We start from the raw sequence: 26,040 nt of genomic DNA on the forward strand, positions 1-26,040 counted from the left end.
AAAATTGTTCCGCGGAAGTTCAAAGTATATAAATAACCGACAGGAGTATGAAACGGATATTAATCACTTTATCGGCATTGCTACTGATCACGACAGCCAGGTATGCACAAAAACAGGTTCGAGAAAACGTTCCCAAAGCAACAAGACAGAAATATGGATTGAGACAGCTAAAATAACTACAAATACTTACCGGATTTCCCAATGACAGAAACAAATAGAACAAGAGTAGATGAATTTACAGAACCGAAGAAATATATAGATAAATTAACCGGTCTGATTTTCAGCATATATATCGTCTCTCTACCTATACTCTGGAATATCTGTCACAGTCTTTTATTGGGAAAAGAACTACTTATAGTTTGTACTCTGCTATTTTGCAGCATCCTTTATGCCGGAACAGCAATTTCAAAGTCAACCGGTTTTTCCAAACAAAAATTTATAAACATATCTTATGCCGATATATCAATCGTACTATTCTCCTTTATTCTTGTTTTTAATTCCATTAAAAACGGCCGATTGATTTTTATTCCGGTAGAAGAATGGTGTGCCATATTAGCGGTCTATCTTCTGATGCGGAATATACGATGTGCAGACATAATACCGGAGACACTTATTCTCAGCGGAACGATGCAATCGGCAATAGTCTTATTCCAAAAAACCGGATATATGAAGAGTAACAACGAATGGTTCGAGATTACAGGATCATTCGGCAATCCCGGACCATTAGGCGGATTTTTGGCTATCTGCATCGTTATATGCCTGTGCCGGATATATGAAACCCGAAAGCAAAACAAAATAATACATAGCATATATATTATTGCCGCCGGAACAATGCTAACGGCTTTTTGTTTTGCCGATTCGCGCGCGGCATTTGTAGCAACAGCAGCAGGTTGCTCATTTTATTTCTTTCAAACAATACGGATTTTTCTGAAAAAGCATCCGCATATTATCCCGATAATCGGAGGAATATTGATATTGTCATCCATCCTTATATTCAATTATCGGGAAAACTCGGCAAACGGCAGACTCCTGATCTGGAGAGTGTGTTCGGAAATGATCTGTCATAAGCCGTTCTCAGGATACGGAACCGCATCATTCGGACAGGATTATATGCTGCACCAAGCGCACTATTTCGAAACGCATCCCGACTCGCGCTTTTCTCAAACTGCCGATGATACGGTCTACCCTTTCAATGAGTTTCTACATATATTGGTAGAACTCGGCATCCCGGGATTATCGGCAATCGGCGCTTTCTTGATCTCTCTATTTTTATCCCGATCGAAAAACGGGACAAAACGGATTTTAAAAGCCGGATTAATCGCTTATTTATGCTTTTCGTTGTTTTCCTATCCGAATTCGGTCTTCCCTCTATTTGTCCTTTTCGGAATATTTTCGGGATGCATCGAGAGCCGGAAGGTATTTAAAATACCGGTATCCGCCTTGACAACGGGAAGCCTGCTAATTCTATCGGTTTTGATCTGTTCCGTTTCAATTCGGGAAATCAGATTTTATTATAACGGAGCGAAAACTCTCGAAAAATTTTTCACGGGAAACAGTTCGGAAGCGATTTTATTTTCAGACCGACATTATGAACAGCTAAAATATAGCGAATCATTCAACAATATTTACAGCATGTGGCTGGAAAAACATCCGGATATAAAAAAGTTGTCGAGACTGCCGGCGGGATGCAACAATTATTGCAATATAGGAAAAACATATATGCTCTCTGAACAATACGACTATGCAGAGGAATATTTGAAAACAGCGTCTTTTATGGTTCCCGGGAAAATAACTCCCAACTATTTGTTATGGCAAAACTCATTACAAAGAGGGGACACGACGACCGCAATCACCATTGCCGAACGGATATTGAAACAACCTTTAAAAGCAGAAAGCACTTATACTCTCCGCGTCAAAAGCGAAATACGTAGATTTTTAGAAACCGAACAGGGAAAAACACAAGTTCCTGCCCAATAAATACTTAGCATCTATCTGAGCGCTAAATATTTTTCCAACTTATCGAATCCGGTCATTACAATCTTATTCGTCACCGTAAAGAACCATACGCAAGGGACAAAGCAGAAAAGAAAACGCTTGGCGGAATAAGCCAAAACATTTTCTATCGTATCCCATTTATAATCGATCTGATATAAAATAATCACATAGAACAGAGATGCCAACAAAATCATAGATAACAGACGAAGGTTATCACGTGTCTTTATCACATTCCGGATATTGACAAGCAGCGAAAGAAGAGCAGCGGAAAACGACCAGCCGTAATAATAATTATTGACATAAAGATCTTTCATATAGTTATAGATAGTCTCGACCTTCTCCCCATCCCAGAAAAAGCGGACAATGGCTATACCTTCGGCATACAGTCCGTTCAGTTTCATAAACAGACTCCAAAGCAAAGCGGGAGACAATGACAACAAAACCGGCAATAAGTCTTTATACTGTTTTCTTCTGAAAGAGTCGTAACCGACAACACAAAGTGCAGCACCGATAAATACGATTCCTTCGGTACGTGTCCAAATATTCAATGCCAGCAAAAGGGAGGCCAGATACAGGTCTTTCCGCTCACGATACCGAAACCAGACGGCAAGATATATGACTCCCAAAGAAGCGGTTACGGCATGTATGACGTTTGTCCCCGAAAGCGAAGAGAAACCGAGCATATCGGGAGTTATCAACATAAAGAAAGTGGCTATTACAGCGCCTGTACGGTTAACTACCCGACATAAGACCGCATAAAAAGCAATCAGGAAGAAAAGATACATCAACCCCGGAATCAACTTCGACATGGGTGCTCCCAATAAATAAACATAGGCATAACTGAGCTGAACCATAGGAGTATAGGTAATATAACTTCCCGGTCGGTGTATAGACGGCATATAATCTCCCTGAAATATGGAAAGGCCTTTTAACGTATGCTCTTGGGAAATGATGTACCCGATCGTATCGAACCCCGAAAGACTGTCCCGGTCATAAGTAGGGAAATAGACACACCGAGAGAAATTCATATATTCCAAAATGATAATGAGGAGAACAAACAGCAGCCATACCAGGTTAAAACCGGAGAAATCGAAAGAGACCGGTTTCCGAATCTCCTGAACAAGTTCTTTCCGACGGAAAATCATCGGGAACGAAAGCGATAGGATGAGCAAGACACTCGCCACTAAAATCGAGACTCTTGTAAGCGGAATACCGACGGCATCCATCAACAGCATCAACAAAGTCTGCAAAGCTATACCTATCGGGAAAGAGAGTCCCAGTTTCTCGATCAAACTGAACTTCAATGATATAAGATTGACCGTCACAAATCCTGTCAGGAACGAAAGAAATATACCAAACGATACCATAATGCTTATTTGTTTTCAGGTTTCTTAACCGGTAAAATACCGTTTTCGAACTTTTCCACTTCATAAGGGACATATTCAAATCCTTCACCGTTTACAATGGCGACATGGGTAATCTCATCGACATAATGGCTTTTTCCGAAATCAAAAGGGATAACCAGTTTTCGGGGATAAAGGAAGCGGAGCGCATATATTTTATTCGATATCTCAGCCGTAAAAGGGCTTTTCCCTTTTGTAAAAGCTTCTGAAGAAGGCCATAAAATAACCGCATTCTCCGGTGTATGTTCCCGAGTATTTTTCAGATACATATAATTAGCCCCGAGCTTTATAGACATTCTACCGTCATAATTAAGGTTCGGATATTTCCTGACAATTTCCATATTTTCAGGAAGCATCGTAAAGCATACCCAGTTATAGGTAGGCTGTAAAACCATGACGACCTTCAATAAAAACAACGTAAGCGCAACAGCTACGATATTCTTAAACAACCATCTGGAATAAGCCGGTTTCACGGCTTTTCCGTTTATTTCCGTTTTCGGGCTTTTTACTGTTCTTTCCTTACTTCCCATAATATCACCTTATCCGATATTTCAACAAAACCCAGATCGCCTCAAGGCCATCTGTCCATTTTATTTTTTTCCCCTCCTCCACAGATCGAGGAGTATAGCTTATTGCCACTTCTTTTATCTTATATCCTTTTTTTAAAACTTTAGCCGTTATTTCCGGACAAAACTCAAAGCCGGTGCAGTCAAGAGGTATCGATTTTAACAAAGACGACCTGAACATTTTATAACAAGTCGGTTCGTCGGTCAAGACCTGCCCGTACAACAAACTCGCAATAAACGAGACTAAACGGCCTCCCCAATAAAATGCCGGATAAGAATGCCGGTTTTGCCTATTCAGGAAACGAGAACCGTACACAACCGAATATTCACCGGAATGCAAATAAGGCAAAAGCAAAGAATAATCGTGCGGATCATACTCTAAATCGGCATCTTGTATAATCACATACTCTCCGGTAATATGTTTTATCCCGGTACGGATAGCCATCCCTTTTCCCCGATTTATATCATGAACGACATATTTTATCGGAACTTCCGGATGTTCCCGGATAAATGATTCGACAAGCATTCCGGTCTCATCGGCAGAACCGTCATCGACAACCACGATCTCTTTTTTTATTTCGAACGGCAATAACACCGACAAAACCCGAGTCAAGATATGACAAATGGTCTTTCCTTCGTTATACGAAGGAATGATCACCGACAAAGTTTTTTCATGATCTGCCATAGACAATAACTGTTTCAGAACATATCTCCGTTCGGACCGACTTCTAATCGTGTCACGGTATAATTGCACCCTATCTCAGAATGAGAAAACAAAGTTATGATTTTTTCTTTAAGTAAATAAATTTAATTTTATATTTCAACAGATCAAAACTATGTTTAGGATTACGCATAAGGGCATTTGACAAACTCTCAATCAGGACTTTGCATATATAAAAAATTTCAGACTTTTCTTTGTTATAGAAATAAGTCTCTATTCATACAATAAACATGTAACCTTCAATTTATATTTTTGTATATTTACGAAAATATAAATATACGTAAAAATGAATTGCTTAAAAACAAAACGATTGATATTAAGGCATTTCACGGAAAAAGATATAAATGCTCTATTCGCCATTTTAAGTGATAAAGATGTAAACACGTTTCTCCCCATGTATCCTTTGAGAAACATAGAAGAGACAAAAAGATACTTTCAATATATAAAAAATTATATTCAACAGAAAGGACTCTACTATGCTATTTGTCTTAAAGAAGACAATATACCTATCGGCTGTATTCATGTAAGTGCTGACGACAGTCATGATTTAGGATATAGCATCAAGAAAGAGTTCTGGCATAAAGGGATTTGCACCGAATCTTGCTTGGCAATAATCGATATGCTGAAACAAACAAATATCCCCTATATCACAGCTACACATGATGTAAATAATCCGAGAAGCGGAAAAGTAATGAAAGCCATAGGCATGACATATCAGTACTCTTATGAAGAACTGTGGCAACCTAAAAATTTTCTGGTCACATTCAGAATGTACCAACTAAATTTTGATGGACAAAAAGACAGAGTATATAAAAAATATTGGGATAAATACCCCAACCATTTCATAGAGAAAATGCCTTTATAATGATGAGATCGTTGATAAAAAGCATAGCATAAGATTTGAAATTTCAGATAACCCAAAAGATTTATGATTATTCTTATTGCAGGAGATACGCATACGGGAAAGACCTTATTAGCGCAAAAGTTGCTGGGAAAATATAAATATCCCTACTTTTCGATAGACCATTTGAAAATGGGAGCTATTAGAAGCGGACAATGTAAATTGTCAACTGATAGCAATGATATGGAATTAACCAATTATCTGTGGCCGATTGTCAAAGAAATAATAAAGACCTGCATCGAGAATTCGCAAAACCTGATTATTGAAGGATGCTATATTCCTTTCGGCTGGGAAAATGACTTTACTGATGAATATAGAAAACAGATAAAATACGTCTGTCTTATATTCAGTCAGGAATATATACGACAAAATTTTCAAGATATCTTGAAATATGAAAATGTTATAGAAAAGAGGCAAACAACAGATATAATCTTGAAAAATATGAACAAAACTAATAGATATAACCTGGAACAGTGTATGTCAAGAAAATACAATTACATTCTAATTGACAAGAGCTATTTAATAAATATAGATGACATATAATATAATCCATCGGTGATGAAGGGTATTCCCCATATAAAAGAAAAAACTTAATGTAATTATTTTATTCCTAAGACACGTGGAAACAATCTGGAAAACCTATAAAAAGAAAGAAGTCAAACGATTTACATTTGACTTCTTTCTTTTTTCGTACCCAGAGCCGGGATCGAACCGGCATGGAAGTGAATCCACTGGTGTTTGAGACCAGCGCGTCTACCAATTCCGCCATCTGGGCTTTTATACGGGGCAAAAGTAGATATTCTTTTTGATTGTGGCAAGCTTTTCAGACTTTTTTTTCAAAAAAAGGATATATATAGATTTGTAAAGAAAAATATTAGTTACTTTAGCAAACGGTATAAATACAAAATATATTTCGGAATAGAATCGGACAAATAAATGAAAAACAGCATTTAATCTGTATTTTATTCGCCCAACCGACACAAAAAAGCTATAGTATGAAAAATAGATATTGCATCATTATGGCTGGCGGAATCGGAAGCCGATTCTGGCCTGTCAGCCGAACAAACCGCCCCAAACAGTTTTTAGATTTTTTCGGAACCGGACATACTCTCTTGCAACTGACCTATGATCGTTTCCGCAAAATCATTCCTCCCGAAAATATCTTCATCGTAACGAACGAACAATATGAAGGTTTGGTAAAACAACAAATACCGGATGCCGATGATAAACACATTTTGTTAGAACCCCAACGAAGAAATACAGCTCCTTGTATTGCTTGGGCAGCATACCGCATACAGTCTATCGATCCGGAAGCCAATATCGTAGTAACCCCGTCAGACCATCTTATTCTCAAAGAAGATGCTTTTGCGGAATGTATCGATAAAGGATTAGAATTTGTAGAAAAATTTCCGGCTCTTCTTACATTAGGAGTAAAACCCAACCGTCCGGAAACCGGATACGGATATATACAGATCGGAGATGAAAGTAACGGAGATATCAACACCGTTAAAACGTTTACGGAAAAACCCAATCAGGAATTGGCTGAAGTTTTTGTAGAAAGCGGAGAATTTTTCTGGAACTCCGGAATATTCATCTGGAATGTGCAGACCATTATTAAAGCGTTCCAACGATATCTTCCCGAAGTCTCGGCTCGATTCGAATCTGGAATCGGAAAATTCAATACATCTGAAGAAAAAGAATTTATTCAGGAAAATTTCCCCGCTTGCCAAAACATCTCCATAGATTTCGGACTGATGGAAAAAGCATCGAACGTATTTGTTCTCTGCGCCGATTTCGGATGGGCAGATGTAGGGACATGGGGATCTCTTTATGATATTTCGTCTAAAGATAAAAACGGCAATGTAAATCAAGAAGGAAAATCTCTCATTTATGAAAGTGATAACAACATCATTGCTGTTCCGAAAGATAAATTGGTCGTCATCGAAGGCTTAAAGAACTATATTGTCGCCGATTCGGACAATGTACTGCTCATTTGCAGAAAAGATGAAGAAGAACGTATCCGACAGATCGTGAATGATGCAAAAGTAAAATTCGGGAACGAATTTATTTGATAAATGGTCCTATAATTTGTCAATTTGAATTTATAACATAAAACGGCAGATTCTTGTAGAAAGGACCTGCCGTCTCTATATAGAAGTAATGAACTATTCCATCACTATCTTTATACTCTTTACAGCCAGTCTTGCCTCAAGCCATCGGACAAAACGCGATTGTTCCGCTTTCGACATAGGTTTCGCATAGCGTACCACAGCTAACGTCATCGTATCCAGTTTTCCGGTTTCTACACTACTGAATACAGATTTCGTAACTGCAATATTTTCAACTAACGGGAAAAGGACTTTAATCTCGGGTGAAATTGCAACACCTATCGTATCATACTGCTGATAACGAGACACGACTGTCCGCAAAGAATCGACTTTCTTATTCAATAAAGCAATCTGCTGCTGATTATCCTTATAAATATCTTGAAACATCATGCTGTTCAGGCTCTTCAAATCAATCTCCTTATTGGATGCAAATCCTTGTGAAAGGATCAATTTTGTACCGGCTAACCCATATTTGGGCAGTCGGGACTCGATCGCCAATATCGAATCTTTCGAAAGTTCTTGTCCTATAAGAGAAACCCGAATAACTTTCTGTCCGCTCTCAAATGAAGCCGTTTTACTTAAAACCTGAATATCAGGTAAATTAAACTGCTGATTCACAAACTGGAATGCAGATGTCTCGAAGTAATTCTGACGTATCATATTATAGGTAATGATCACGCTCGGTGTCATTGTAAGGAGCAGAATAGAATATACAATACGTTGTACGGTTTTCTCACGGTCTTTATCGACAAACTGCTTTTTAGAAAACTTCATTGCCTTTACTCCCATTGTCGTTGCAAAAGCAATAAAAACAGAATTGATAAAGAACAGATAAAACGCTCCGAAAAAATAGTGCATATTTCCATTGGCCAGGCCGAAACCTGCCGTACATAAGGGAGGCATCAAAGCCGTAGCAATAGCCACTCCCGGAATTACGTTTCCCTTTTGTTTGGTAGCCATGGCTACAATGCCTGCCAATCCGCCAAAAAGAGCAATCAACACATCATATATCGTCGGGGATGTACGTGCCAGCAATTCCGACCGGGCTTCATTCAACGGAGAAATCAAAAAATAGAGCGTAGAGGTCAATACGCTGAAAATAGTCGCTACACCTAAATTCCGAAAAGACTTTTTTATCAACTCGAAGTCATTGATTCCAAGCCCCAATCCAATGCCCATTATAGGACCCATTAATGGAGAAATCAACATCGCGCCAATAATAACCGCCGTAGAGTTTGTATTAAGCCCTAAAGAAGCAATAAAAATGGCAAAAATAAGTATCCATATGGTAGAGCCTTTAAATTCTATCCCTTCACGGATGGCCTCGACTGTCACCTGTTCACTTTCTCGGTCCTGACTCTGGTCTAAATAATGCCCCAAAAACTGCCTGACAGCAAGAAACGACTCTTTAAAAAACATATCCTCACTTTTTTATCAATTTATTTATCAACGGAATCTCTTTTATCGGTAAATCCCGTTTTACCATATAAACAACGAAAACAGATAAAAGTGCTGTACGGAACAATAATTTTAAAACCAGATTATCTATATCCACCCATATCGCAACAGCATATAAAACAAGAGTCAATACCGCATAACGTCCCATCGAGGGCAAGTCGTATTTAATCGGGTATTTTTTTTGTCCTATAAAATAGGAAACCATCATCATCGAGAAATAACAGAAAAAAGCAGCCCATGCACATGCCATATATCCGAAACGAGGGACGAACATTATATTTATAGCCGCCGTAACAACAAACCCGAATAAAGAAAACCAAGCCCCCCATTGCGTCTGGTCCGTGAGCTTATACCAGAGAGAAAGATTAAAAAATATTCCGAAAAACAACTCTGCCAACATAACGATAGGAACGACTTCGATGCCTGTAAAATACTCCTTCGGCATAAGAAAACGTACCAGATCCAAATAAAACATCACCCCCAAGAATATGAAGAGTCCGAAAATAACAAAATACTTCATCGCATCTGAATAGGATTTTTTATTTTCATCTCCGGATTCTTTGTTTTTTGCAAAAATAAACGGTTCATAAGCAAAACGAAACGCCTGCGTAAACATAACCATGACAATAGCTATCTTATAAGCCGCACCGTATATTCCCAACTCAGACATCGCATTAGGCCGTGATTCAGCCAACAACGGATAAAACATTTTATCAAATGTCTGATTCATAATACCGGCAATACCCAATATCAACAACGGGAATGAATAACGAAGCATACGTTTCCAAATCACCGCATCAAAACGATAACGAATCTTAAATATTTCGGGAATCAACATCAATAATACAGCTCCCGAACTGATCAAATTGGAGACTAAAATATAGCCTACCATAAAATCAGGATCAAAAAACCATGAAATCAAGGTGGGATTAGTTTTGTATATCCACGGACACAATAAGAAAAAAAACAGATTCAATGCGATATTCAAAAATATAGAAAAAAGTTTAAGCGCGGCAAAGCGTATCGGACGTTTCTGATAACGCAAATAAGCAAACGGCAAAGCGGTAAAAGCGTCTATTGCGATTATCAATGCCACCATCCAAACATAATCGGTATGAGCGGGATACCCCAACCATGCAGAAACCGGCTTCAAAAAAATAAGCATCAATATAAAAAACAAAGACGATGTAGATGCTAAAGAAATCAGTCCGGTAGTATATACTTTAAGAGGGTCTTTATACTCCTTATCATTGGCAAAACGAAAAAATCCGGTTTCGAGTCCATAGGTCAGAATAATCAACAACAAAGCCATATAGGCATATAAATTTGTAACTATCCCGTACTCTGCGGTAGTTTTTAGTGCGTTAATATACAAAAAAACAAAGCACCAATTCAAGAAACGCCCCAAGATACTGCTCAATCCGTATATCGCAGTATCCTTGGCAAGACTTTTCATTCCGGACATAAATAATCGTTTTAAAATAAAGAACCCTGTTCCGAGAAACGGGAACGACGCAAATGCGTATATGCCAAATCGGTCACTTCCCGCCCACGTGGAGTCCGTTTAATAAATCCTTCTTTAATTAAATACGGCTCATAAACTTCTTCAAGAGTACCCGGATCTTCGCCTAAAGCAGTAGCTATGGTCGTAAGCCCTACGGGACCGCCCTTAAATTTATCGATAATCGTGATCAGTATCTTGTTATCGATTTCGTCCAATCCATATTGGTCTATATTCAAAGCCTCCAGAGAGAACTTGGCAATATCTATCGTTATCTTTCCGCTACCTTTTACTTGTGCAAAATCCCGCACACGGCGTAATAAAGCATTTGCTATACGGGGTGTTCCCCGACTACGCATGGCAATCTCATCCGCAGCTTCGATCGTACAAGGGACTTGCATAATCGAGGCAGAGCGTAAGACGATACGGCTCAATACCGTATGATCATAATATTCAAGATGGCAATTAATGCCGAATCGAGCACGTAAAGGACTGGTCAACAACCCGCTTCGGGTAGTAGCTCCGATCAGAGTAAAAGGATTCAGGTCGATCTGTATAGAACGAGCGCTCGGACCTTTATCGATCATAATATCGATACGATAGTCTTCCATAGCGGAATAAAGATATTCTTCTACTACGGGACTCAGCCGATGTATTTCATCGATGAAAAGAACATCGTTAGGTTCTAACGAGGTCAAAATCCCGGCCAAATCTCCGGGTTTATCCAATACCGGTCCGGAAGTGATTTTAAATCCCACACCTAACTCATTCGCCACGATATTCGAAAGAGTTGTCTTTCCCAATCCGGGAGGCCCGTGCAGCAGGACATGATCTAAAGCCTCTTCCCTCATACGGGCAGCCATAACAAAAACCCTCAGATTCTCTATAATTTTATCTTGTCCGCTAAAATTATCAAAAGTCAGCGGACGAAGGGCTTTTTCAAACTCCCGTTCATTTTCAGAAATATTTTGCTCTCTTATATTAAAATCAGATTCCATATACAGGCTAAATGTTTCATACTTTCGAAAAACAAACTTAGATATTTATTTCGGGACAAACGATCTTTATGAAAAAGCATCTGGTTAAACTTCAAAACAAAATCGTTAAAATCAAGAATCTTTGCGCATTTTATTTTTCAGGGCCGCTTTTTTAGCTACTTTTTCCCAAAACTTTCTCTTATAATATAATGCTGTTTCCACTGAAGAAGCAATATCCCAGCCCCGAAGACGGGAATATTCGGTAACAATATACGAAGTTACTTCATCACTCGGGCTGATTCTATCAAAATTACGAAGACACTCCTTTTTCGTCAGCTTGCCAAAACGCATCCTGTTCAAATCTACCAAACTAAAGTGCACGTCATCTCCGACTTGTTCATAAAGGACATTTCCCGGAGAATAATCCAGATGCAAGATTCCCGACTCATGAACTTTTAAAGTAAACTCGGCAAACTTGTCGAGGATATATTCACCCGACCCTATCGAATTATAAAAGTCACGCATCATTCGAGGATAATTTTCCATTTTACTTATAAAATATCCTTGATAAAAAAACAGACCTTTTTTTACTTCTATATAGGCTATCGGTTCAGGAGTGCGTATTCCTTTACTCAAAAGAAACATAGCATAATCATAAGCTCTCTTCGCTTTACTAGGGCGAAAAAAAGCATAGATAATACGGTTGATACAAATCGGAACTTTATAGCGTTTCACTACAACATCGATATCTTGTACCCTGAATTTCTTAATTTGATTACGAGCCTCATAAATCATATCCCCCCCATTACTGAAATCAGAGGGAAGTTGCTTTATAAAAAGTGAAAGTTTCGAATAATCCGGATTAATTACAATATTCATATCACCGAGTTAAAACTCTTCTTCGTTAATTCTATACAAATATACCTATTTTCTTGAATATAGCTTTTTACAAAACTATTTTTGGGCATATATTTCCTTTTTTATCTTATCCGCTATCTCTTCAGGAGAAATTTCATTTAAACAAGCATAATCATTCCGCCAACAAGGACGATTTCCAAATATCGAGCATGGACGACAGGGTAAATCGAGCTGAACAACATTATCCAGAGATTGTCTCCACCCTAAAAAACCCGCATAGGGATGAGTCGCACCCCAAACAGATATAACCGGAAGTCCGACTAAAGAAGCCAAATGCATATTTGCAGAATCCATCGAAACCAACAATTTCAAATGACTCATCAAGGCCAATTCTCCGGAGAAACCCAGTTTCATGTCCGTTAAAGAAACAACCTTATCCGGAAAATCAGATGCCCATCGGTTTAAAACCAAAGACTCTTTTTCCCCTCCGCCGAAAAGAAATATTTTATATTCTCCCGTTTTTGCCAACATTGATATTAGTTGTTCCATCTTTTTTTCCGGATATATCTTTCCTTGATGTTTTGCAAATGGCGCTACACCTATACAATGCTCCTCAGAAGAGTACTCCGGTAATAAGATTTCCGGTAAAGCGGCTTTTTGCTTTCCATAAATCGAAACGAAATTTTCAGGAAAAGAAAAGCCGAGTTTCCTGAACACATCCGTATAACGATGAAAAGAAGTAGGTAATTGCCGCAACTTTTTATGTCGACGTGCCGTAATTTCACATTTAGCAATCCGCCCCTTATTTATATGAATACTTTTAACCCCCGAAAGACGCAATAATGCGCACAATAAACGTGAACGCAAAACATTATGAAGATCAGCTATCCCGTCAAAAGATAACGCCCGAAGCTCTTTATATAGTACATAAATACCTTTTATCCCCCTATGCCGTCCCCGAATTTCAGCCGGATAAATCTTCAAATTATCCGGTCGGTTTATGAATATCCGAGATACCACAGGAGTAGTCAGCATTGTAAAATTCACATCGGGATAAGCTTCACACAACGAGTAAACCACCGGAATAGTCATCGCAACATCTCCCAATGCGGAAAGCCGAATAATCAAAATATTTCTTAATGGTCGGGGGAAAATCACAGAACAATTATTTTTTACCATATAGCACCGGATTCAGGGCCGGATCATTATACATTTTCATTTGCTTATATACTTTCATATATTTCTTCCCCGACTCAATATCAAGTAAAAGCTGATCTATCGCAGAAGACAAATCGATTCGTTGCTCAAGCAACACCCGCAATTTTTCACGGCACTTTTCTATATGTTCCGGAGAAGCGTCACGGCGTTCTACCTCCTGCTGCATATGATAAATCTTAAGGGCCAGAATAGAAAGTCGATCTATTGCCCATGCAGGACTTTCGGTATTGATCTTTGCATCTGCTTCCACCTTTACATTCTTATACTTATCCCAGAAATAACTGTCTATCAATTCGACCAAATCGGTACGATCCTGATTCGACTTGTCAATACGGCGTTTTATCTGCAACGCTTCTGAGGGATCGATAGCCGGATTGCGAATAATATCTTCCAAATGCCACTGGACGGCATCGATCCAATTTTTCAGATATAAATAATAATCGATTGTTTTTTCTTCAAAAGGATTCTGAATCTCAGCATCCACGTCATCTATATTGTGATAAGCCAATGTGGCATTCCAAAATATCCGGTTACTTTTTTCACTAAAAGTCATATCGAGTCTGTTATTGTATAGTTAAGTCTACAAACATAACAATTGTTTCATAAACGAACAATCTTTCGGACAAATAAATACGGTTTAACGCCCTTTACCGAATACATACCGAAAAAAGAGTTAATTTTGTACCATTTCCCGTAGATATGAAAAAGAATATCAATATTATTATCGATAATAAAATACCTTTCATCAAAGGTATTCTCGAACCGTATGCAAACGTTAGATATTTACCCCCTTCGGAGATAACAAAAGATCAAGTAAAGGATACTGATATTTTGATCATACGCACTCGTACACGCTGCAATGAAAATCTTCTTTCAGGAAGCCGTTGCAAATTTATCGGTACGGCAACAATCGGATTCGACCACATCGATACCGAATATTGCAAACAAAACGATATCGAATGGAAGAATGCGCCGGGATGCAACGCCTCATCGGTCGGGCAATATATATTAGCATCTTTGCTTCTGCATGCAGAACAAAACAATTATTCGCTTAAAGGGAAAAAGATCGGAATAGTCGGTGTCGGTCATGTCGGTTCGATAGTCGCTCACCATTGCCGAACTATCGGGATGACTGTTTTGCTCAATGATCCGCCTCGGGCAAATACGGAACAAAACGATACTTTCGTTTCTTTAGACACGATTGCCGAAGAATGCGATTTTATCACTTTTCATACACCGCTTAATCGCACGGGGATATACCGAAGTTTTCATCTGGCCGACAATAGCTTTTTCAAAAAGTTGAGAAAGCAACCCGTTATCATCAATTCTTCCCGAGGAGAAGTTGTCGATAATAAAGCCTTATTAACCGCATATCAAAAGAAAGAAATATCGGATATAATCATCGATTGTTGGGAAAACGAACCGGATATACTTCCTGAATTACTTGAGAGCGCCTTTATCGCGACACCTCATATTGCCGGCTACTCAGCCGACGGAAAATCGAATGCCTCCCGGGCTATGGTTCGGGAAATATCCCGAATACTCGGGATCGAGATCGACACCTCAAAAATAACACCTCCGCCAGCCCCTTTTCCGGAAATAGATCTAAATGTATGTTCGGGAGATCCGATAACGAATGCCGTAATCGCGTCATACGATCCCCGAACCGACACAACCAATTTGCGTTCCGCACCTGAACAATTCGAAAATTTACGCGGGAATTACGGACTTCGTCGAGAATTCGGCGCATATAAAATCATGCTTTCCGCATCCGAAAAAATTCCGGTTTTAAAAGAATTAGGGTTCATTAGCCCCTCAAAATCATAGTCGTGAGACAATATCCTCAATTATCCGAGGATAAAACTCATACTCCAATCGGTGCACTTTTCGAGCTACATCTTCATAAGTATCAGCCGGATCTACCGCACATTTTTCTTGATGGATAATAGCCCCTGAATCATAGTGTTCGTTTACATAATGTATCGTTATACCGCTTTCTTTCTCTCCCGCCTCGACAACAGCTTTATGAACATGATCTCCATACATACCCTTCCCACCGAAACGAGGTAACAACGCAGGATGGATATTTATAATTGCACCGGGATATGCCTGAATCAAATACTTCGGGATCTGCAATAAAAAACCGGCCAAAACGATAAAATCGATATGAAAATCCCGAAGTTTTGTCAGTACATAATACTCCGATTCAGAAAACTCCTTTTTCGTAATGATAAGTTCAGGAACTTTCAATAACCGGGCACGCTCAAGGACATAAGCATCCGACCTGTTAGAAACAACAAGGGAAACTTCAATACTCTTCGATTTGGAAAAATATTGAATAATGTTCTCTGCATTAGTACCCGAACCGGAAGCAAATATGGCAATGTGTGTATTCATTTTTCATTCTATCATTTCAAGTCTTGACAAAACTACAAAAATTTATAAAACAGCCGAAGAAACGATACAATTAATATAAAGGAGCAGTCAAACTCTATCAAGAATACAAGCCTCAATTATTCTGATAGACATCAATATGCCGGTACTCGACAAATACGGAACGACAAAAAAATCCGTGAAATACCTTCATCAGCTCCAATCATTGCCGTAACAGCACCGAAGATGAAGATAAGATCCTAAAAAGCGGATTCGACGGGTACACGTCAAAACCTATCACTATTAATACCAATTACATTAAAAGATAAAATTGTCGATCTATTGACAAATCGAATTCTATTTATTTAATTATGTATCGAAAGATGTTCTAAACGGCAAATAAAAATGCGAAAAATATCCGTTTTCTTCCCTAAAGTCAGTATAGAACAATTCATTGTCCGTTCTATTTTTCCATTGAAAATTGAAAGTTCAAAGAAAAACGGCACAGGAAATCATTATCAAAAAGGATAAAATGAACTCAATTTTTATCTTCAGAGAGCCATCAAGAGGCAAAAAATTGCACAAACAGACTAAAAGTGTGCAGTTTTTTTGATTTTATACAGTAAATATTTTTTTTGTTTGGAGAAAAATGTATTTCTTTGCACAGCAAAAATAAGAAGTAAATTTATTAATTAACTAAAAACTGGAAGTTATGTCTGAAATTGCATCAAGAGTAAAAGCAATCATCGTTGACAAATTAGGAGTAGAAGAATCTGAAGTTACACCAGAAGCAAGCTTCACAAACGATCTTGGAGCAGATTCTCTTGACACTGTAGAATTGATCATGGAATTCGAAAAAGAATTCGGTATCACGATTCCTGATGATCAAGCAGAAAAAATCGGAACTGTTGGCGATGCTGTATCATACATCGAAGCTAACGCGAAGTAACTGAATACTCTACTTTTATGGAATTAAAAAGAGTTGTTGTAACAGGTCTGGGGGCAGTTACGCCATTGGGACTCAACGTTGATGAAACTTGGGAAGCCCTGTTGAATGGAGTAAGTGGTGCCGGACCTATTACTCATTTTGATGCTTCACAATTCAAGACACAGTTTGCTTGTGAAGTAAAAAATTTCGACCCTACACTTTATCTCGATAAAAAAGAGGTGCGCAAATTCGACCGATATGCGCAATTTGCTGTTGCTGCAGCAAAAGAAGCTGTCGGAGATTCGGCTTTAGACCTTGAAAAAGTAGATAAAAACAGGGTGGGAGTTATATTTGCTGCCGGTATCGGTGGTATACGGACTTTTGAAGAAGAAGTCGGCGGATACTTTACCAACATAGAACGCGGCCCTAAATTCAATCCGTTTTTCATCCCTAAAATGATTGCCGACATCGCTGCCGGTCATATCTCTATGATTTACGGATTTCATGGTCCTAACTATGCAACGGTTTCGGCTTGTGCATCATCTACTCATTCCCTGATCGATGCATTCAATAATATTCGTTTAGGAAAAGCCGATGTTATCGTAACTGGTGGAGCTGAAGCAGCAATATCCGTAGCAGGAATCGGTGGATTTAACGCAATGCACGCCATTTCGACCCGCAATGAAGATCCCCAAACGGCATCTCGCCCATTCAGTGCTAGCCGTGACGGTTTCGTTATGGGAGAAGGCGGTGTTTGCCTTATACTCGAAGAATTGAATCACGCTTTAGCTCGTGGAGCAAAAATATATGCAGAAGTTGTCGGTGGCGGTATGTCTGCAGACGCCTATCACTTGACAGCAACTCACCCTGAAGGTCTCGGAGCAAAATTAGTTATGCAAAATGCCCTGAGTGATGCAGAGATGAAGCCTGAAGAAGTAGATTATATTAATGTACACGGTACATCGACACCGGTAGGCGATATATCGGAAGTTAAGGCGATCAAATCTGTATTCGGAGATCATGCTTATGAGCTGAATATAAGTTCAACCAAATCGATGACCGGACACTTATTAGGTGCAGCCGGAGCTATTGAAGCTATGATTTGTGTAAAAACCGTTGAAAATGACATCGTTCCTCCGACAATAAACTTTACCGAAGGAGATGAAGATCCGGAAATTGATTACAAATTGAATTTTACATTCAACAAACCTCAAAAGAGGACTGTTAATGTAGCTCTGTCCAATACTTTCGGATTCGGCGGTCATAATGCAAGTATCATCGTAAAGAAATTCAAAGGATAACGTGTTTCTGAACTTTTATAAAAGAATACGGCTTTTTGTGCAAAAGCACAAAGGGCAGTATTCTTTGTTTTATCAAATACTCGGATTCTACCCCAATAACATAAATTTATACGAACAGGCATTTGTCCACCGTTCATCGGATATCCGTACCCAAGAAGGGCAACGAATCAACAACGAACGATTAGAATTTTTAGGGGATGCAATTCTCGACGCAGTTGTCTCAGATATCCTGTTCAATAAATTTCCGAATAAAAAAGAAGGCTTTTTATCCAATACACGATCAAAAATCGTAAAAAGAGATACACTGAACGACATTGCCATAAAAATGGGATTGGATAAACTCGTACAGACTTCTATCCGGACAAATACTCACAACAATTATATTTACGGCAATGCTTTCGAAGCCTTCATCGGAGCTATATATCTTGATCAAGGGTATGAAACATGCAAAACATTTATCCAAGACCGCATAATCGCACCTTATATAGATTTATCGGCAATTGCACGGAAAGAAGTCAATTTCAAATCAAAATTGATAGAATGGGGACAAAAAAACCGTATCGATGTATCGTTCTCTCTCATCGAAGCCTTTACTGACAAAGAAAATAATCCCATATTTCAGTTTCAAGCAATTCTCGCCGGAAATCCATGTGGAATAGGGATCGGCTATTCTAAAAAAGAAGCTCAACAAAATGCAGCACAAATAGCCTTAACTCGTGTAAAAAACGACCAAACATTCGCCCAATCAATACTTAGTGCACAAAAAAAACAGGAATTAAATCTTTCAGAAAAAGAAAATAACGAAAATTTTAGAGAGCAATTCTCCTTATCTTTTACAAACCACGATTCTCCAGATAAACCTCACGAATCTTAAATAACTTTATTTAATTAATAAAGTAAAAAAAACATTTACTTAAAACTGGTATTATAGGCTCATAAGAACTGTCTGAATTTTCTAATAAGCGAACATTATCAGGTCATTTTTACGTTTTCTCCCGACAAAACTTTTATACCGACCTTAATTTTGATCCAGAATTAGCCAATATCGGAAACTATAATAATATAGAAATCAATATTTCAAACTACCTTGTTAATCTCAATTTTAATTCTTATATTTACCAAGCATGATTAACATTACAAAAATCAGATTTGTACACAACTGCATACACATCATACTTAACCCTAATACCCCAACAAAATGAAACAGATTTTACAAAAACTACTGATTGTAACTTTTTTACTCGCACTTACACAGCTATTGCATGCCCGTAAAATTGAAGTTACCGACGCTCTATCAACGGCTAAAAATTTTATTGCTAATACTGAATACGGCAAAATACGACAAAAGGCTATTGCCACAAACTTGGAACTCGTATACACCGAGAGCGATGCCAATGCTCCTCTCTACTACGTGTTCAACATAACTGGAGGCGGTTTTGTCATTACCGCTGCCGACGACCGCGCAACAAAGATACTTGCATACGTAGACAAGGGTTCATACAATCCCTCAACACTGCCCGCAAACATGCGCTGGTGGCTTGGCGAATACGCCCGGCAAATAAAGGCAGTATGCTCCATGCCGGAAGTTACAGAGCAAACACACGCCGCTAAAGCCGTAAAAACAGAAATAAAGCCCTTGCTCGAAACCGAATGGTCACAAGAAGCCCCATTCAATCAACTTTGCAGTTACAATAATGGTACAAGTATCTCACCCGCTTTAACCGGATGTGTAGCCACCGCAATGTCGCAAATCATGTATTTCCACAAATGGCCCGAAAAGGGCACGGGATCGTACAGCTACGACTACTCGATAGACGTAAACGGCAAAGAAGTACAGCAACACAAAGAAAGTAGCTTTGCTGAGCACTCATACGATTATGCAGCCATGATACCCTCATACCGTTCCGGCTACACACAACAGCAAGCCGATGCAGTGGCTCTTTTGATGTTCGACTGTGCAATTAGCGTAAATTCGCTTTTCAATGACACAAACATAGGCACAGCCGGCGCATCGAACTGGGCTGTTTATTCATTTCAAGATTACTTTGGATATGCAAAAACAGCAGCAGAGATAAGCCGCAGCAACATTACTAACGATGATGAATGGGAAACGCTTGTATACAACGACTTACAAGCAGGACTTCCGGTTTTCTATTCCGGTAATGACGATAGCGGCAGCGGACACACGTTCGTTTGCGATGGTTACAAAGATGGCCTTTTCCATATTAATTGGGGATGGGAAGGTACTTTTAACGGATACTTCGCCCTATCGGGTACCGATGCCCTCAATCCTTATACCGGAGCAGGACTTCACGGTCAAGGCTACCATAACGACCAGCGTATTATAACAGGACTAAAGCCGGCTAAAGCCAGCAGTGGTGTTGTTGCACAAGACGCCATTACCATTTCGCAAAACTCGGCAACTCGCGGTGATGAACTATTCGTTTCGGGAAACATGATAAATATCTCCAACACCGAGGAAGTTTACATGGGATTAGAATTGACTGATGTAGCAACGGGTGAGAAAATTATAGCGGGTATAACCGACTACACCTTTGCTCCGGGTAACCGTTTCAGCGCATTACTACTGAACACGAGCGATATTGTAAAGAACGGCACATTCGAAGTATGGCCGGTTTACCAAATAAGCGGCACCACAGAATGGATACGCATAGAAGCAGCTACGGGTCAGAACAAAGCACCGCAACTTACCATTTCGGGCAAAACACCGACAATATACGTAACCGCACCTATCAGTTTCGAACACGGGAATTTCACATCTATAGAAAACCTCAAACTTTATGTAAAACTGCAAGCTCTCGAGAACGTAAGTAACATAGAATTCCGCGCATATTTCAAGCAACCTTGGGACGGCCAGACCGGAGCTACATTGACCGGTACTGTTGCTTCACTAGAAAACGGAGACATAACCACCCTTGTCCTCACACCGCTCGGCTCTACGGCCAATCTGCGACAAGAGATACCCTACTCGCTCGAACTATACTTGTACGAAAACGAACAGAATGTCAAAATTCCGATTTCGAGCAATACCAAAATTAACAATGCTATAATTGTAAGCGCAGAAAAAGAAGAAGAACTTGGTATCGAGAACGTGACGACCGACAATACCATAGTAGACGTTTTCACGATTGACGGTGTTTTGATTCGTCACAAAGTAAGCAACGACAGAGCTTTGGAAAACCTTCCTAAAGGCATATACATTGTAAACGGACGCAAGATGTTAGTAAAGTAACATTCGTACGTACTACAAAGAAGAGGCTGTCCAAAAATTCAGGCTGAATTTGAGATGGCCTCTATCTTTTATTTCAGGTTTAAATTGGGATATTCAATAAATGGAAAAAGCCCGGTACGATACCGAGCTTTATTCCGATCTAATAGTGTATTTCAACAATGTTTAACCATAACTTGGGGACACATCAAAGTGTCAACATCCCTATTCTTATTTTACAAGAATCTTTCTACAAATAATTAATCTTTGTTTTCTTTTTTCGAACGGTCACGTTTGTCTTGACGTTCAGGACGTGGCTGTAATGCTTTCATAGAAAGGCGGAACTTTCCGGTCTTTTTATCGATTTCGATCAACTTAACCGTAACCTCATCTCCTTCCTTAATTCCAGATTGTTCCATTGATTCAATGCGGTCCCAGCTTATCTCCGAAATATGCAGCAAACCGTCTTTTCCCGGCATAAACTCAATAAATGCACCAAAAGCAAGAATCGATTTTACTTTTCCGGTATAAACTTCCCCTTCTTCGGGAACAGCCACTATACCTTTGATTCTGGACAGAGCCGCATCGATAGACTCCCGGCAAGGTGCAGCAATCTCGATACGTCCGATATTATCCACTTCTTCAATCGTAACAACAGCTCCTGTTGCTTCTTGAATTCCTTGAATAATTTTCCCGCCCGGACCTATTACCGCACCGATCATATCTTTCGGAATAGTCAAAGTTTCGATACGCGGAGCATGAGGTTTCATGTCAGGACGCGGTTCTGGTATCGTTTCAAGAATTTTACCAAGTATATGCATACGACCTTCACGAGCTTGTGCTAAAGCCTTTTCAAGTACTTCATAAGAAAGTCCGTCAACTTTTATATCCATTTGGGTTGCCGTAATACCGTCTTTTGTACCTGTTACCTTAAAGTCCATGTCTCCAAGATGGTCTTCATCTCCAAGTATATCGGACAATACAGCAAATTTCACATTATCTTTATCCGTAATCAATCCCATAGCGATACCGGATACAGGCTTCTTGATTTTAACCCCGGCATCCATCAATGCCAAAGTTCCGGCACAAACCGTTGCCATAGAAGAAGAGCCGTTTGATTCAAGAATATCCGACACGATACGAATCACATAAGGATAGTCTTTAGGGATCATCCGTTTCAATGCACGATTTGCCAAATTACCATGACCGATTTCCCGACGGCCGACTCCTCTTTGCGCTTTAGCCTCACCGGTAGAGAACGGAGGGAAATTATAATGAAGTAAGAAACGCTCACGAGTTTGATCCAGCACATCGTCAACAATTTTCTCATCCAATTTAGTACCCAATGTCACTGTTGACAAAGATTGAGTTTCTCCACGTGTAAATACTGCCGATCCGTGAGGTCCCGGAAGATAGTCCACCTCACACCAGATAGGACGGATTTGAGTCGTGGTACGACCGTCCAAGCGTTTCCCTTCATCCAAAATACACCGACGAACAGCTTCTTTCTCGACATCATGATAATAGCGTTTTACCAAAGCTTCCTTTTCTACGGCAACCTCAGCATCCATCCCGGCAAGATACTCGGTTACGATAGCTTCAAAAGCTTCAGAACGAGCATGTTTATTCGCATTACCAGACTGTGCTATAGCATAAGCCTTGTCATAACATTTTTCCCAAACATCCTTACGAAGTTCTTCGTCATTCACTTCATGGCAATAGGTACGTTTTACAGTAGAACCGACAGCTTCCGCCAATTCGATTTGCACCTGACACTGTTTCTTGATAGCTTCATGAGCGACTTTCATCGCTTCGAGCAATTCTGCTTCCGAAACTTCATCCATTTCTCCCTCTACCATCATGATATTTTCCATAGTCGCTCCTACCATAATATCGATATCGGCTTTTTCCAACTCTTCGAATGTAGGATTAATTTTAAATTGTCCATCGATACGAGCAACACGAACTTCAGAGATAGGACCGTTAAACGGAATATCAGAAACGGCAAGAGCTGCTGATGCTGCTAATCCGGCTAATGCATCGGGCATATCGTGACCGTCAGAAGAAAACATTATTATATTTACGAACGTATCTGCATGATAATTATCAGGGAACAAAGGACGTAATACACGGTCAACCAAACGTGCCGTCAAGATTTCATAATCCGAAGCACGGCCTTCTCTCTTTGTAAAACCTCCCGGGAAACGCCCGTAAGCTGAATATTTCTCTTTATACTCTACTTGTAAGGGCATAAAATCCACCCCTTCGCCGGCTTCCTGTGCCGACACTACGGTAGCCAAAAGCATGGTATTACCCATTCGGACTTCTACTGCCCCGTCAGCTTGTTTAGCCAATTTTCCAGTTTCGATCGTGATGGTTCTTCCATCTCCTAAATCGATCGTTTTCTTAATAGGATTAATCATAAAATTTTTTCTTGTTCACTTTCTTTCCAAATTCATGCAAAGATAATTAAAGTTTAAGTGCAACAAGGTGAAAATGAAAGAAAAATCTTATCGAACACTCTATTTTCACCTTTTATTACAGTTAAAATCTCTATTTTGGGTCTTTAAATTTATAAAATGCGGTTTGTTCTATGAAAAAATATATCTTTGCAAAGAGAAAAGCATAAAAATATCTTATGAAAAAGTACCTTTATCTATTAACTGTTATCGTGACCTTTTCGGCTTGCCACCGCAATGATTTTACCGTAACGGGAAATGTTTCGGACGCAGAAGGAAAAACGCTCTATTTCGAAGCTACGCAAATCGACAAAATCGTCACTTTGGATTCTATAAAATTGAAGTCGGACGGAAAGTTCACATTCTATGCCCCGAAAACCGAATTCCCCGAATTTTACAGATTACGCCTCGGCAGTTCATATATCCACTTTGCCATAGATTCTACAGAAACCGTCACTTTTCAGACATCCGGCAAATCTTTTACGGATTACTCTGTAGAAGGGTCGGAAGAAAATAAACAAATACAAGAAGTTTCTAAAGCAGGAAGTCTATTAAAAAATGAAGTTGATAAAATTTTAAGTAATACCGGAACTTCGGACAGCATCCGAATAGCAAACGCCAAAAGGTTATTAAACGCTCTCGATCAATACAAAAAAACGACCTTACCTATTATATATGGAAACCCCAAATCAAAAGCCGCTTATTTTGCCATTTTTCAGCAAGTTAACGGAAACATAATTTTCGATCCGTTCGACAAAGAAGACAGTAAAGCCATCCGTGCCGTAGCAAACGCGTACGATGTATATTATAAAGGCTCACATCGAGCCAAGCAACTTTACAATATGGCCATAGCTTCTCTTCAAGCCGAACGACAACTAAAACAGCCGACTTTGTTAGAACAAGCAAAAGAGGCATCTCTGATAGATATATCGTTGCCTGACATCAAAGGGAAACAACAGAAGTTATCAGATCTGAAAGGAAAAGTTGTTTTACTCGATTTTACAGCTTATCAAACCGATTATTCACCGGAATATAATATCTTACTTGCCAAAATATATAAACAATTCAGAGACAAAGGATTTGAAATTTATCAAGTATCTTTAGACAATAATGAAAATTTCTGGAAAGTATCGGCATCAAATCTTCCATGGATATGCGTACGGGATGAGGCCAGCATCTACTCTACCGTAGCGAACTTATACAATGTAAAAAATCTTCCGAGCGCATTTCTTATCGACAGGACAGGTGCAATACAAAAACGGATAGCTTCAATAGAATCAATTTCAGGAGAGATTCAAAAACTCCTATAAAGAATAGTTCTAAAATAAAAGTTTTATTCAGAGAAAGTTAGAAAGATTGTCGTTTTTATTTGGAAAGTAAAAAAAAGAACTTATCTTTGCAATAGAGAACACACAAAAAGGAGTTCCGGCTTAACAGCGGGAATTCTTTTTTGTTTTATAACACAGAAGACAAAACAATTAAAAATTAAACTATAGGAGATCAAAATTATGGCTATTGTTTATATGACCGAAGAAGGTTATAAAAAAATGCTTGAAGAGATTACTTTTCTCGAAACTGTAAAAAGACCTGAAATATCAAGGCAAATCGCGGAAGCTCGTGATAAAGGCGACCTCTCGGAAAATGCGGAATATGATGCGGCAAAAGAGGCGCAAGGTCTATTGGAAATGAAAATCGCCCAATTAAAAGATAAAGTCGCAAATGCACGCATGATCGATGACACAAAACTGAACACTCATACCGTACAGATACTGAATAAGGTAAAAATAAAGAACACAAAAAATAACGCGGTTATGCAATATATGCTCGTATCGGAAAGCGAAGCAAATTTGAAAGAAGGAAAGATTGCCGTAAGCACACCGATAGGGAAAGGATTACTTGGAAAAAAAGTAGGAGATATTGCAGAAATACAAGTTCCGTCAGGAATTATGACATTCGAAATTATCGATATATCGATTTAAAATGGAACGACACCTCGGGTTTGATGCCCGGACGGTGTCGTTCTTGCTATACAGACTGCCCCTGC

23 protein-coding genes and 1 tRNA gene are annotated in these 26,040 nt (G+C 39.2%); 12 read left to right on the forward strand and 12 right to left on the reverse strand.

All coding sequences use genetic code 11. From position 1 onward, the window contains the following. Positions 1–205, forward strand: a 205-nt coding sequence (locus tag AC0UMU_RS07835; RefSeq protein ID WP_302276282.1) for a hypothetical protein, incomplete at its 5' end; no start/stop codon positions are given. Next, entirely contained in the window at positions 202–1,977 is a 1,776-nt protein-coding gene (locus AC0UMU_RS07840; RefSeq protein ID WP_278715387.1) for an O-antigen ligase family protein, read from the forward strand. The genes AC0UMU_RS07835 and AC0UMU_RS07840, both read left to right, overlap by 4 nt. Before the next feature lie 11 nt (positions 1,978–1,988). Here the strand turns inward: AC0UMU_RS07840 and AC0UMU_RS07845 are convergent, their stop codons facing one another. Genes AC0UMU_RS07845 through AC0UMU_RS07855 form a run of 3 tightly spaced genes read right to left on the reverse strand, consistent with a single transcriptional unit; the run spans position 1,989 to position 4,649 of the window. Next, a complete protein-coding gene (locus AC0UMU_RS07845; protein ID WP_278715384.1) occupies positions 1,989–3,362 on the reverse strand; it encodes a hypothetical protein in 1,374 nt (457 codons plus the stop codon). Positions 3,363–3,367: 5 nt separating this feature from the next. After that, the gene (locus AC0UMU_RS07850) at positions 3,368–3,928 is read right to left on the reverse strand and encodes a hypothetical protein (protein WP_009318225.1); all 561 of its coding nucleotides are present in this window, start codon (positions 3,926–3,928) and stop codon (positions 3,368–3,370) included. A gap of 4 nt (positions 3,929–3,932) precedes the next feature. Further along, positions 3,933–4,649 carry a glycosyltransferase family 2 protein gene (locus AC0UMU_RS07855; protein ID WP_278715381.1) on the reverse strand — a complete coding sequence of 239 codons (717 nt, stop codon included), beginning with the start codon at positions 4,647–4,649 and terminating at the stop codon, positions 3,933–3,935. Positions 4,650–4,971: 322 nt separating this feature from the next. Here AC0UMU_RS07855 and AC0UMU_RS07860 point away from each other — a divergent pair, with 322 nt between their 5' ends. Both AC0UMU_RS07860 and AC0UMU_RS07865 read left to right on the forward strand, forming a co-directional pair. After that, positions 4,972–5,550, forward strand: a complete 579-nt coding sequence (locus tag AC0UMU_RS07860) for a GNAT family N-acetyltransferase (RefSeq protein ID WP_278715380.1) — start codon at positions 4,972–4,974, stop codon at positions 5,548–5,550. A 63-nt stretch (positions 5,551–5,613) separates the two neighbouring features. Further along, the gene (locus AC0UMU_RS07865; RefSeq protein ID WP_009318228.1) at positions 5,614–6,129 is read left to right on the forward strand and encodes a hypothetical protein; all 516 of its coding nucleotides are present in this window, start codon (positions 5,614–5,616) and stop codon (positions 6,127–6,129) included. A gap of 148 nt (positions 6,130–6,277) precedes the next feature. Here AC0UMU_RS07865 and AC0UMU_RS07870 read toward each other — a convergent pair. Beyond that, positions 6,278–6,361: transfer RNA gene (locus AC0UMU_RS07870), tRNA-Leu, on the reverse strand. Positions 6,362–6,581: 220 nt separating this feature from the next. Here AC0UMU_RS07870 and AC0UMU_RS07875 point away from each other — a divergent pair. Further along, positions 6,582–7,658: a mannose-1-phosphate guanylyltransferase gene (locus AC0UMU_RS07875; protein WP_122304472.1), complete on the forward strand. Its 1,077-nt coding sequence runs from the start codon at positions 6,582–6,584 to the stop codon at positions 7,656–7,658. Between the two features lie 93 nt (positions 7,659–7,751). On the opposite strand, the gene AC0UMU_RS07880 is transcribed toward AC0UMU_RS07875, so the two are convergent. The 6 genes from AC0UMU_RS07880 to AC0UMU_RS07905 form a co-directional block, all read right to left on the reverse strand. Next, the gene (locus tag AC0UMU_RS07880; protein WP_022389872.1) at positions 7,752–9,113 is read right to left on the reverse strand and encodes a TIGR00341 family protein; all 1,362 of its coding nucleotides are present in this window, start codon (positions 9,111–9,113) and stop codon (positions 7,752–7,754) included. 4 nt (positions 9,114–9,117) lie between these two features. Then, on the reverse strand, positions 9,118–10,617 hold the full coding sequence (locus AC0UMU_RS07885; RefSeq protein WP_288640037.1) for a lipopolysaccharide biosynthesis protein: 1,500 nt from the start codon (positions 10,615–10,617) through the stop codon (positions 9,118–9,120). 11 nt (positions 10,618–10,628) lie between these two features. Further along, on the reverse strand, positions 10,629–11,651 hold the full coding sequence (gene ruvB / locus AC0UMU_RS07890) for a Holliday junction branch migration DNA helicase RuvB (protein WP_009318232.1): 1,023 nt from the start codon (positions 11,649–11,651) through the stop codon (positions 10,629–10,631). 111 nt (positions 11,652–11,762) lie between these two features. Further along, positions 11,763–12,509 carry a lipopolysaccharide kinase InaA family protein gene (locus AC0UMU_RS07895; RefSeq protein WP_022389874.1) on the reverse strand — a complete coding sequence of 249 codons (747 nt, stop codon included), beginning with the start codon at positions 12,507–12,509 and terminating at the stop codon, positions 11,763–11,765. Positions 12,510–12,584: 75 nt separating this feature from the next. Further along, complete coding sequence (locus tag AC0UMU_RS07900; protein ID WP_278715374.1) at positions 12,585–13,667, reverse strand: glycosyltransferase family 9 protein; 1,083 nt, start codon at positions 13,665–13,667, stop codon at positions 12,585–12,587. Then, positions 13,654–14,259, reverse strand: coding sequence for a DUF4254 domain-containing protein (locus AC0UMU_RS07905; RefSeq protein WP_022389876.1), 606 nt, complete (start codon positions 14,257–14,259; stop codon positions 13,654–13,656). Before AC0UMU_RS07905 ends, AC0UMU_RS07900 begins: the two co-directional genes overlap by 14 nt. 146 nt (positions 14,260–14,405) lie before the next feature. Here AC0UMU_RS07905 and pdxB point away from each other — a divergent pair, with 146 nt between their 5' ends. Beyond that, a complete protein-coding gene (pdxB, locus tag AC0UMU_RS07910) occupies positions 14,406–15,533 on the forward strand; it encodes a 4-phosphoerythronate dehydrogenase PdxB (RefSeq protein WP_022389877.1) in 1,128 nt (375 codons plus the stop codon). On the opposite strand, the gene purN is transcribed toward pdxB, so the two are convergent. Next, positions 15,528–16,103, reverse strand: a complete 576-nt coding sequence (purN, locus tag AC0UMU_RS07915) for a phosphoribosylglycinamide formyltransferase (RefSeq protein WP_022389878.1) — start codon at positions 16,101–16,103, stop codon at positions 15,528–15,530. The genes pdxB and purN overlap by 6 nt on opposite strands. 688 nt (positions 16,104–16,791) lie before the next feature. Between purN and AC0UMU_RS07920 the strand changes: the two genes are divergently transcribed. From AC0UMU_RS07920 to AC0UMU_RS07935, 4 genes are all read left to right on the forward strand, one after another. Beyond that, the gene (locus AC0UMU_RS07920) at positions 16,792–17,028 is read left to right on the forward strand and encodes an acyl carrier protein (RefSeq protein ID WP_009318239.1); all 237 of its coding nucleotides are present in this window, start codon (positions 16,792–16,794) and stop codon (positions 17,026–17,028) included. A gap of 17 nt (positions 17,029–17,045) precedes the next feature. Beyond that, on the forward strand, positions 17,046–18,308 hold the full coding sequence (gene fabF, locus AC0UMU_RS07925; RefSeq protein WP_009318240.1) for a beta-ketoacyl-ACP synthase II: 1,263 nt from the start codon (positions 17,046–17,048) through the stop codon (positions 18,306–18,308). 37 nt (positions 18,309–18,345) lie between these two features. Then, positions 18,346–19,182 carry a ribonuclease III gene (rnc, locus tag AC0UMU_RS07930; protein ID WP_278715369.1) on the forward strand — a complete coding sequence of 279 codons (837 nt, stop codon included), beginning with the start codon at positions 18,346–18,348 and terminating at the stop codon, positions 19,180–19,182. A gap of 324 nt (positions 19,183–19,506) precedes the next feature. After that, on the forward strand, positions 19,507–21,561 hold the full coding sequence (locus AC0UMU_RS07935; protein WP_009318242.1) for a C10 family peptidase: 2,055 nt from the start codon (positions 19,507–19,509) through the stop codon (positions 21,559–21,561). Between the two features lie 236 nt (positions 21,562–21,797). On the opposite strand, the gene pnp is transcribed toward AC0UMU_RS07935, so the two are convergent. Further along, positions 21,798–23,960: a polyribonucleotide nucleotidyltransferase gene (gene pnp / locus AC0UMU_RS07940; RefSeq protein ID WP_278715366.1), complete on the reverse strand. Its 2,163-nt coding sequence runs from the start codon at positions 23,958–23,960 to the stop codon at positions 21,798–21,800. Positions 23,961–24,175: 215 nt separating this feature from the next. Here pnp and AC0UMU_RS07945 point away from each other — a divergent pair, with 215 nt between their 5' ends. Both AC0UMU_RS07945 and greA read left to right on the forward strand, forming a co-directional pair. Then, positions 24,176–25,306 (forward strand): TlpA disulfide reductase family protein, encoded by a 1,131-nt coding sequence (locus AC0UMU_RS07945; protein WP_022389880.1) that lies wholly within the window; start codon positions 24,176–24,178, stop codon positions 25,304–25,306. Positions 25,307–25,504: 198 nt separating this feature from the next. Further along, a complete protein-coding gene (gene greA / locus AC0UMU_RS07950) occupies positions 25,505–25,975 on the forward strand; it encodes a transcription elongation factor GreA (protein WP_009318245.1) in 471 nt (156 codons plus the stop codon). Positions 25,976–26,040 lie beyond the last annotated feature (65 nt).

This window comes from Coprobacter fastidiosus (assembly GCF_982245605.1).

Coding starts and splice junctions, on each gene's coding strand:
- AC0UMU_RS07840 (WP_278715387.1), top strand. CDS start 202: ATGACAGAAACAAATAGAACAAGAGTAGATGAATTTACAGAACCGAAG.
- AC0UMU_RS07845 (WP_278715384.1), bottom strand. CDS start 3,362: ATGGTATCGTTTGGTATATTTCTTTCGTTCCTGACAGGATTTGTGACG.
- AC0UMU_RS07850 (WP_009318225.1), bottom strand. CDS start 3,928: ATGGGAAGTAAGGAAAGAACAGTAAAAAGCCCGAAAACGGAAATAAAC.
- AC0UMU_RS07855 (WP_278715381.1), bottom strand. CDS start 4,649: ATGGCAGATCATGAAAAAACTTTGTCGGTGATCATTCCTTCGTATAAC.
- AC0UMU_RS07860 (WP_278715380.1), top strand. CDS start 4,972: ATGAATTGCTTAAAAACAAAACGATTGATATTAAGGCATTTCACGGAA.
- AC0UMU_RS07865 (WP_009318228.1), top strand. CDS start 5,614: ATGATTATTCTTATTGCAGGAGATACGCATACGGGAAAGACCTTATTA.
- AC0UMU_RS07875 (WP_122304472.1), top strand. CDS start 6,582: ATGAAAAATAGATATTGCATCATTATGGCTGGCGGAATCGGAAGCCGA.
- AC0UMU_RS07880 (WP_022389872.1), bottom strand. CDS start 9,113: ATGTTTTTTAAAGAGTCGTTTCTTGCTGTCAGGCAGTTTTTGGGGCAT.
- AC0UMU_RS07885 (WP_288640037.1), bottom strand. CDS start 10,617: ATGTCCGGAATGAAAAGTCTTGCCAAGGATACTGCGATATACGGATTG.
- ruvB (WP_009318232.1), bottom strand. CDS start 11,651: ATGGAATCTGATTTTAATATAAGAGAGCAAAATATTTCTGAAAATGAA.
- AC0UMU_RS07895 (WP_022389874.1), bottom strand. CDS start 12,509: ATGAATATTGTAATTAATCCGGATTATTCGAAACTTTCACTTTTTATA.
- AC0UMU_RS07900 (WP_278715374.1), bottom strand. CDS start 13,667: ATGGTAAAAAATAATTGTTCTGTGATTTTCCCCCGACCATTAAGAAAT.
- AC0UMU_RS07905 (WP_022389876.1), bottom strand. CDS start 14,259: ATGACTTTTAGTGAAAAAAGTAACCGGATATTTTGGAATGCCACATTG.
- pdxB (WP_022389877.1), top strand. CDS start 14,406: ATGAAAAAGAATATCAATATTATTATCGATAATAAAATACCTTTCATC.
- purN (WP_022389878.1), bottom strand. CDS start 16,103: ATGAATACACACATTGCCATATTTGCTTCCGGTTCGGGTACTAATGCA.
- AC0UMU_RS07920 (WP_009318239.1), top strand. CDS start 16,792: ATGTCTGAAATTGCATCAAGAGTAAAAGCAATCATCGTTGACAAATTA.
- fabF (WP_009318240.1), top strand. CDS start 17,046: ATGGAATTAAAAAGAGTTGTTGTAACAGGTCTGGGGGCAGTTACGCCA.
- AC0UMU_RS07935 (WP_009318242.1), top strand. CDS start 19,507: ATGAAACAGATTTTACAAAAACTACTGATTGTAACTTTTTTACTCGCA.
- pnp (WP_278715366.1), bottom strand. CDS start 23,960: ATGATTAATCCTATTAAGAAAACGATCGATTTAGGAGATGGAAGAACC.
- AC0UMU_RS07945 (WP_022389880.1), top strand. CDS start 24,176: ATGAAAAAGTACCTTTATCTATTAACTGTTATCGTGACCTTTTCGGCT.
- greA (WP_009318245.1), top strand. CDS start 25,505: ATGGCTATTGTTTATATGACCGAAGAAGGTTATAAAAAAATGCTTGAA.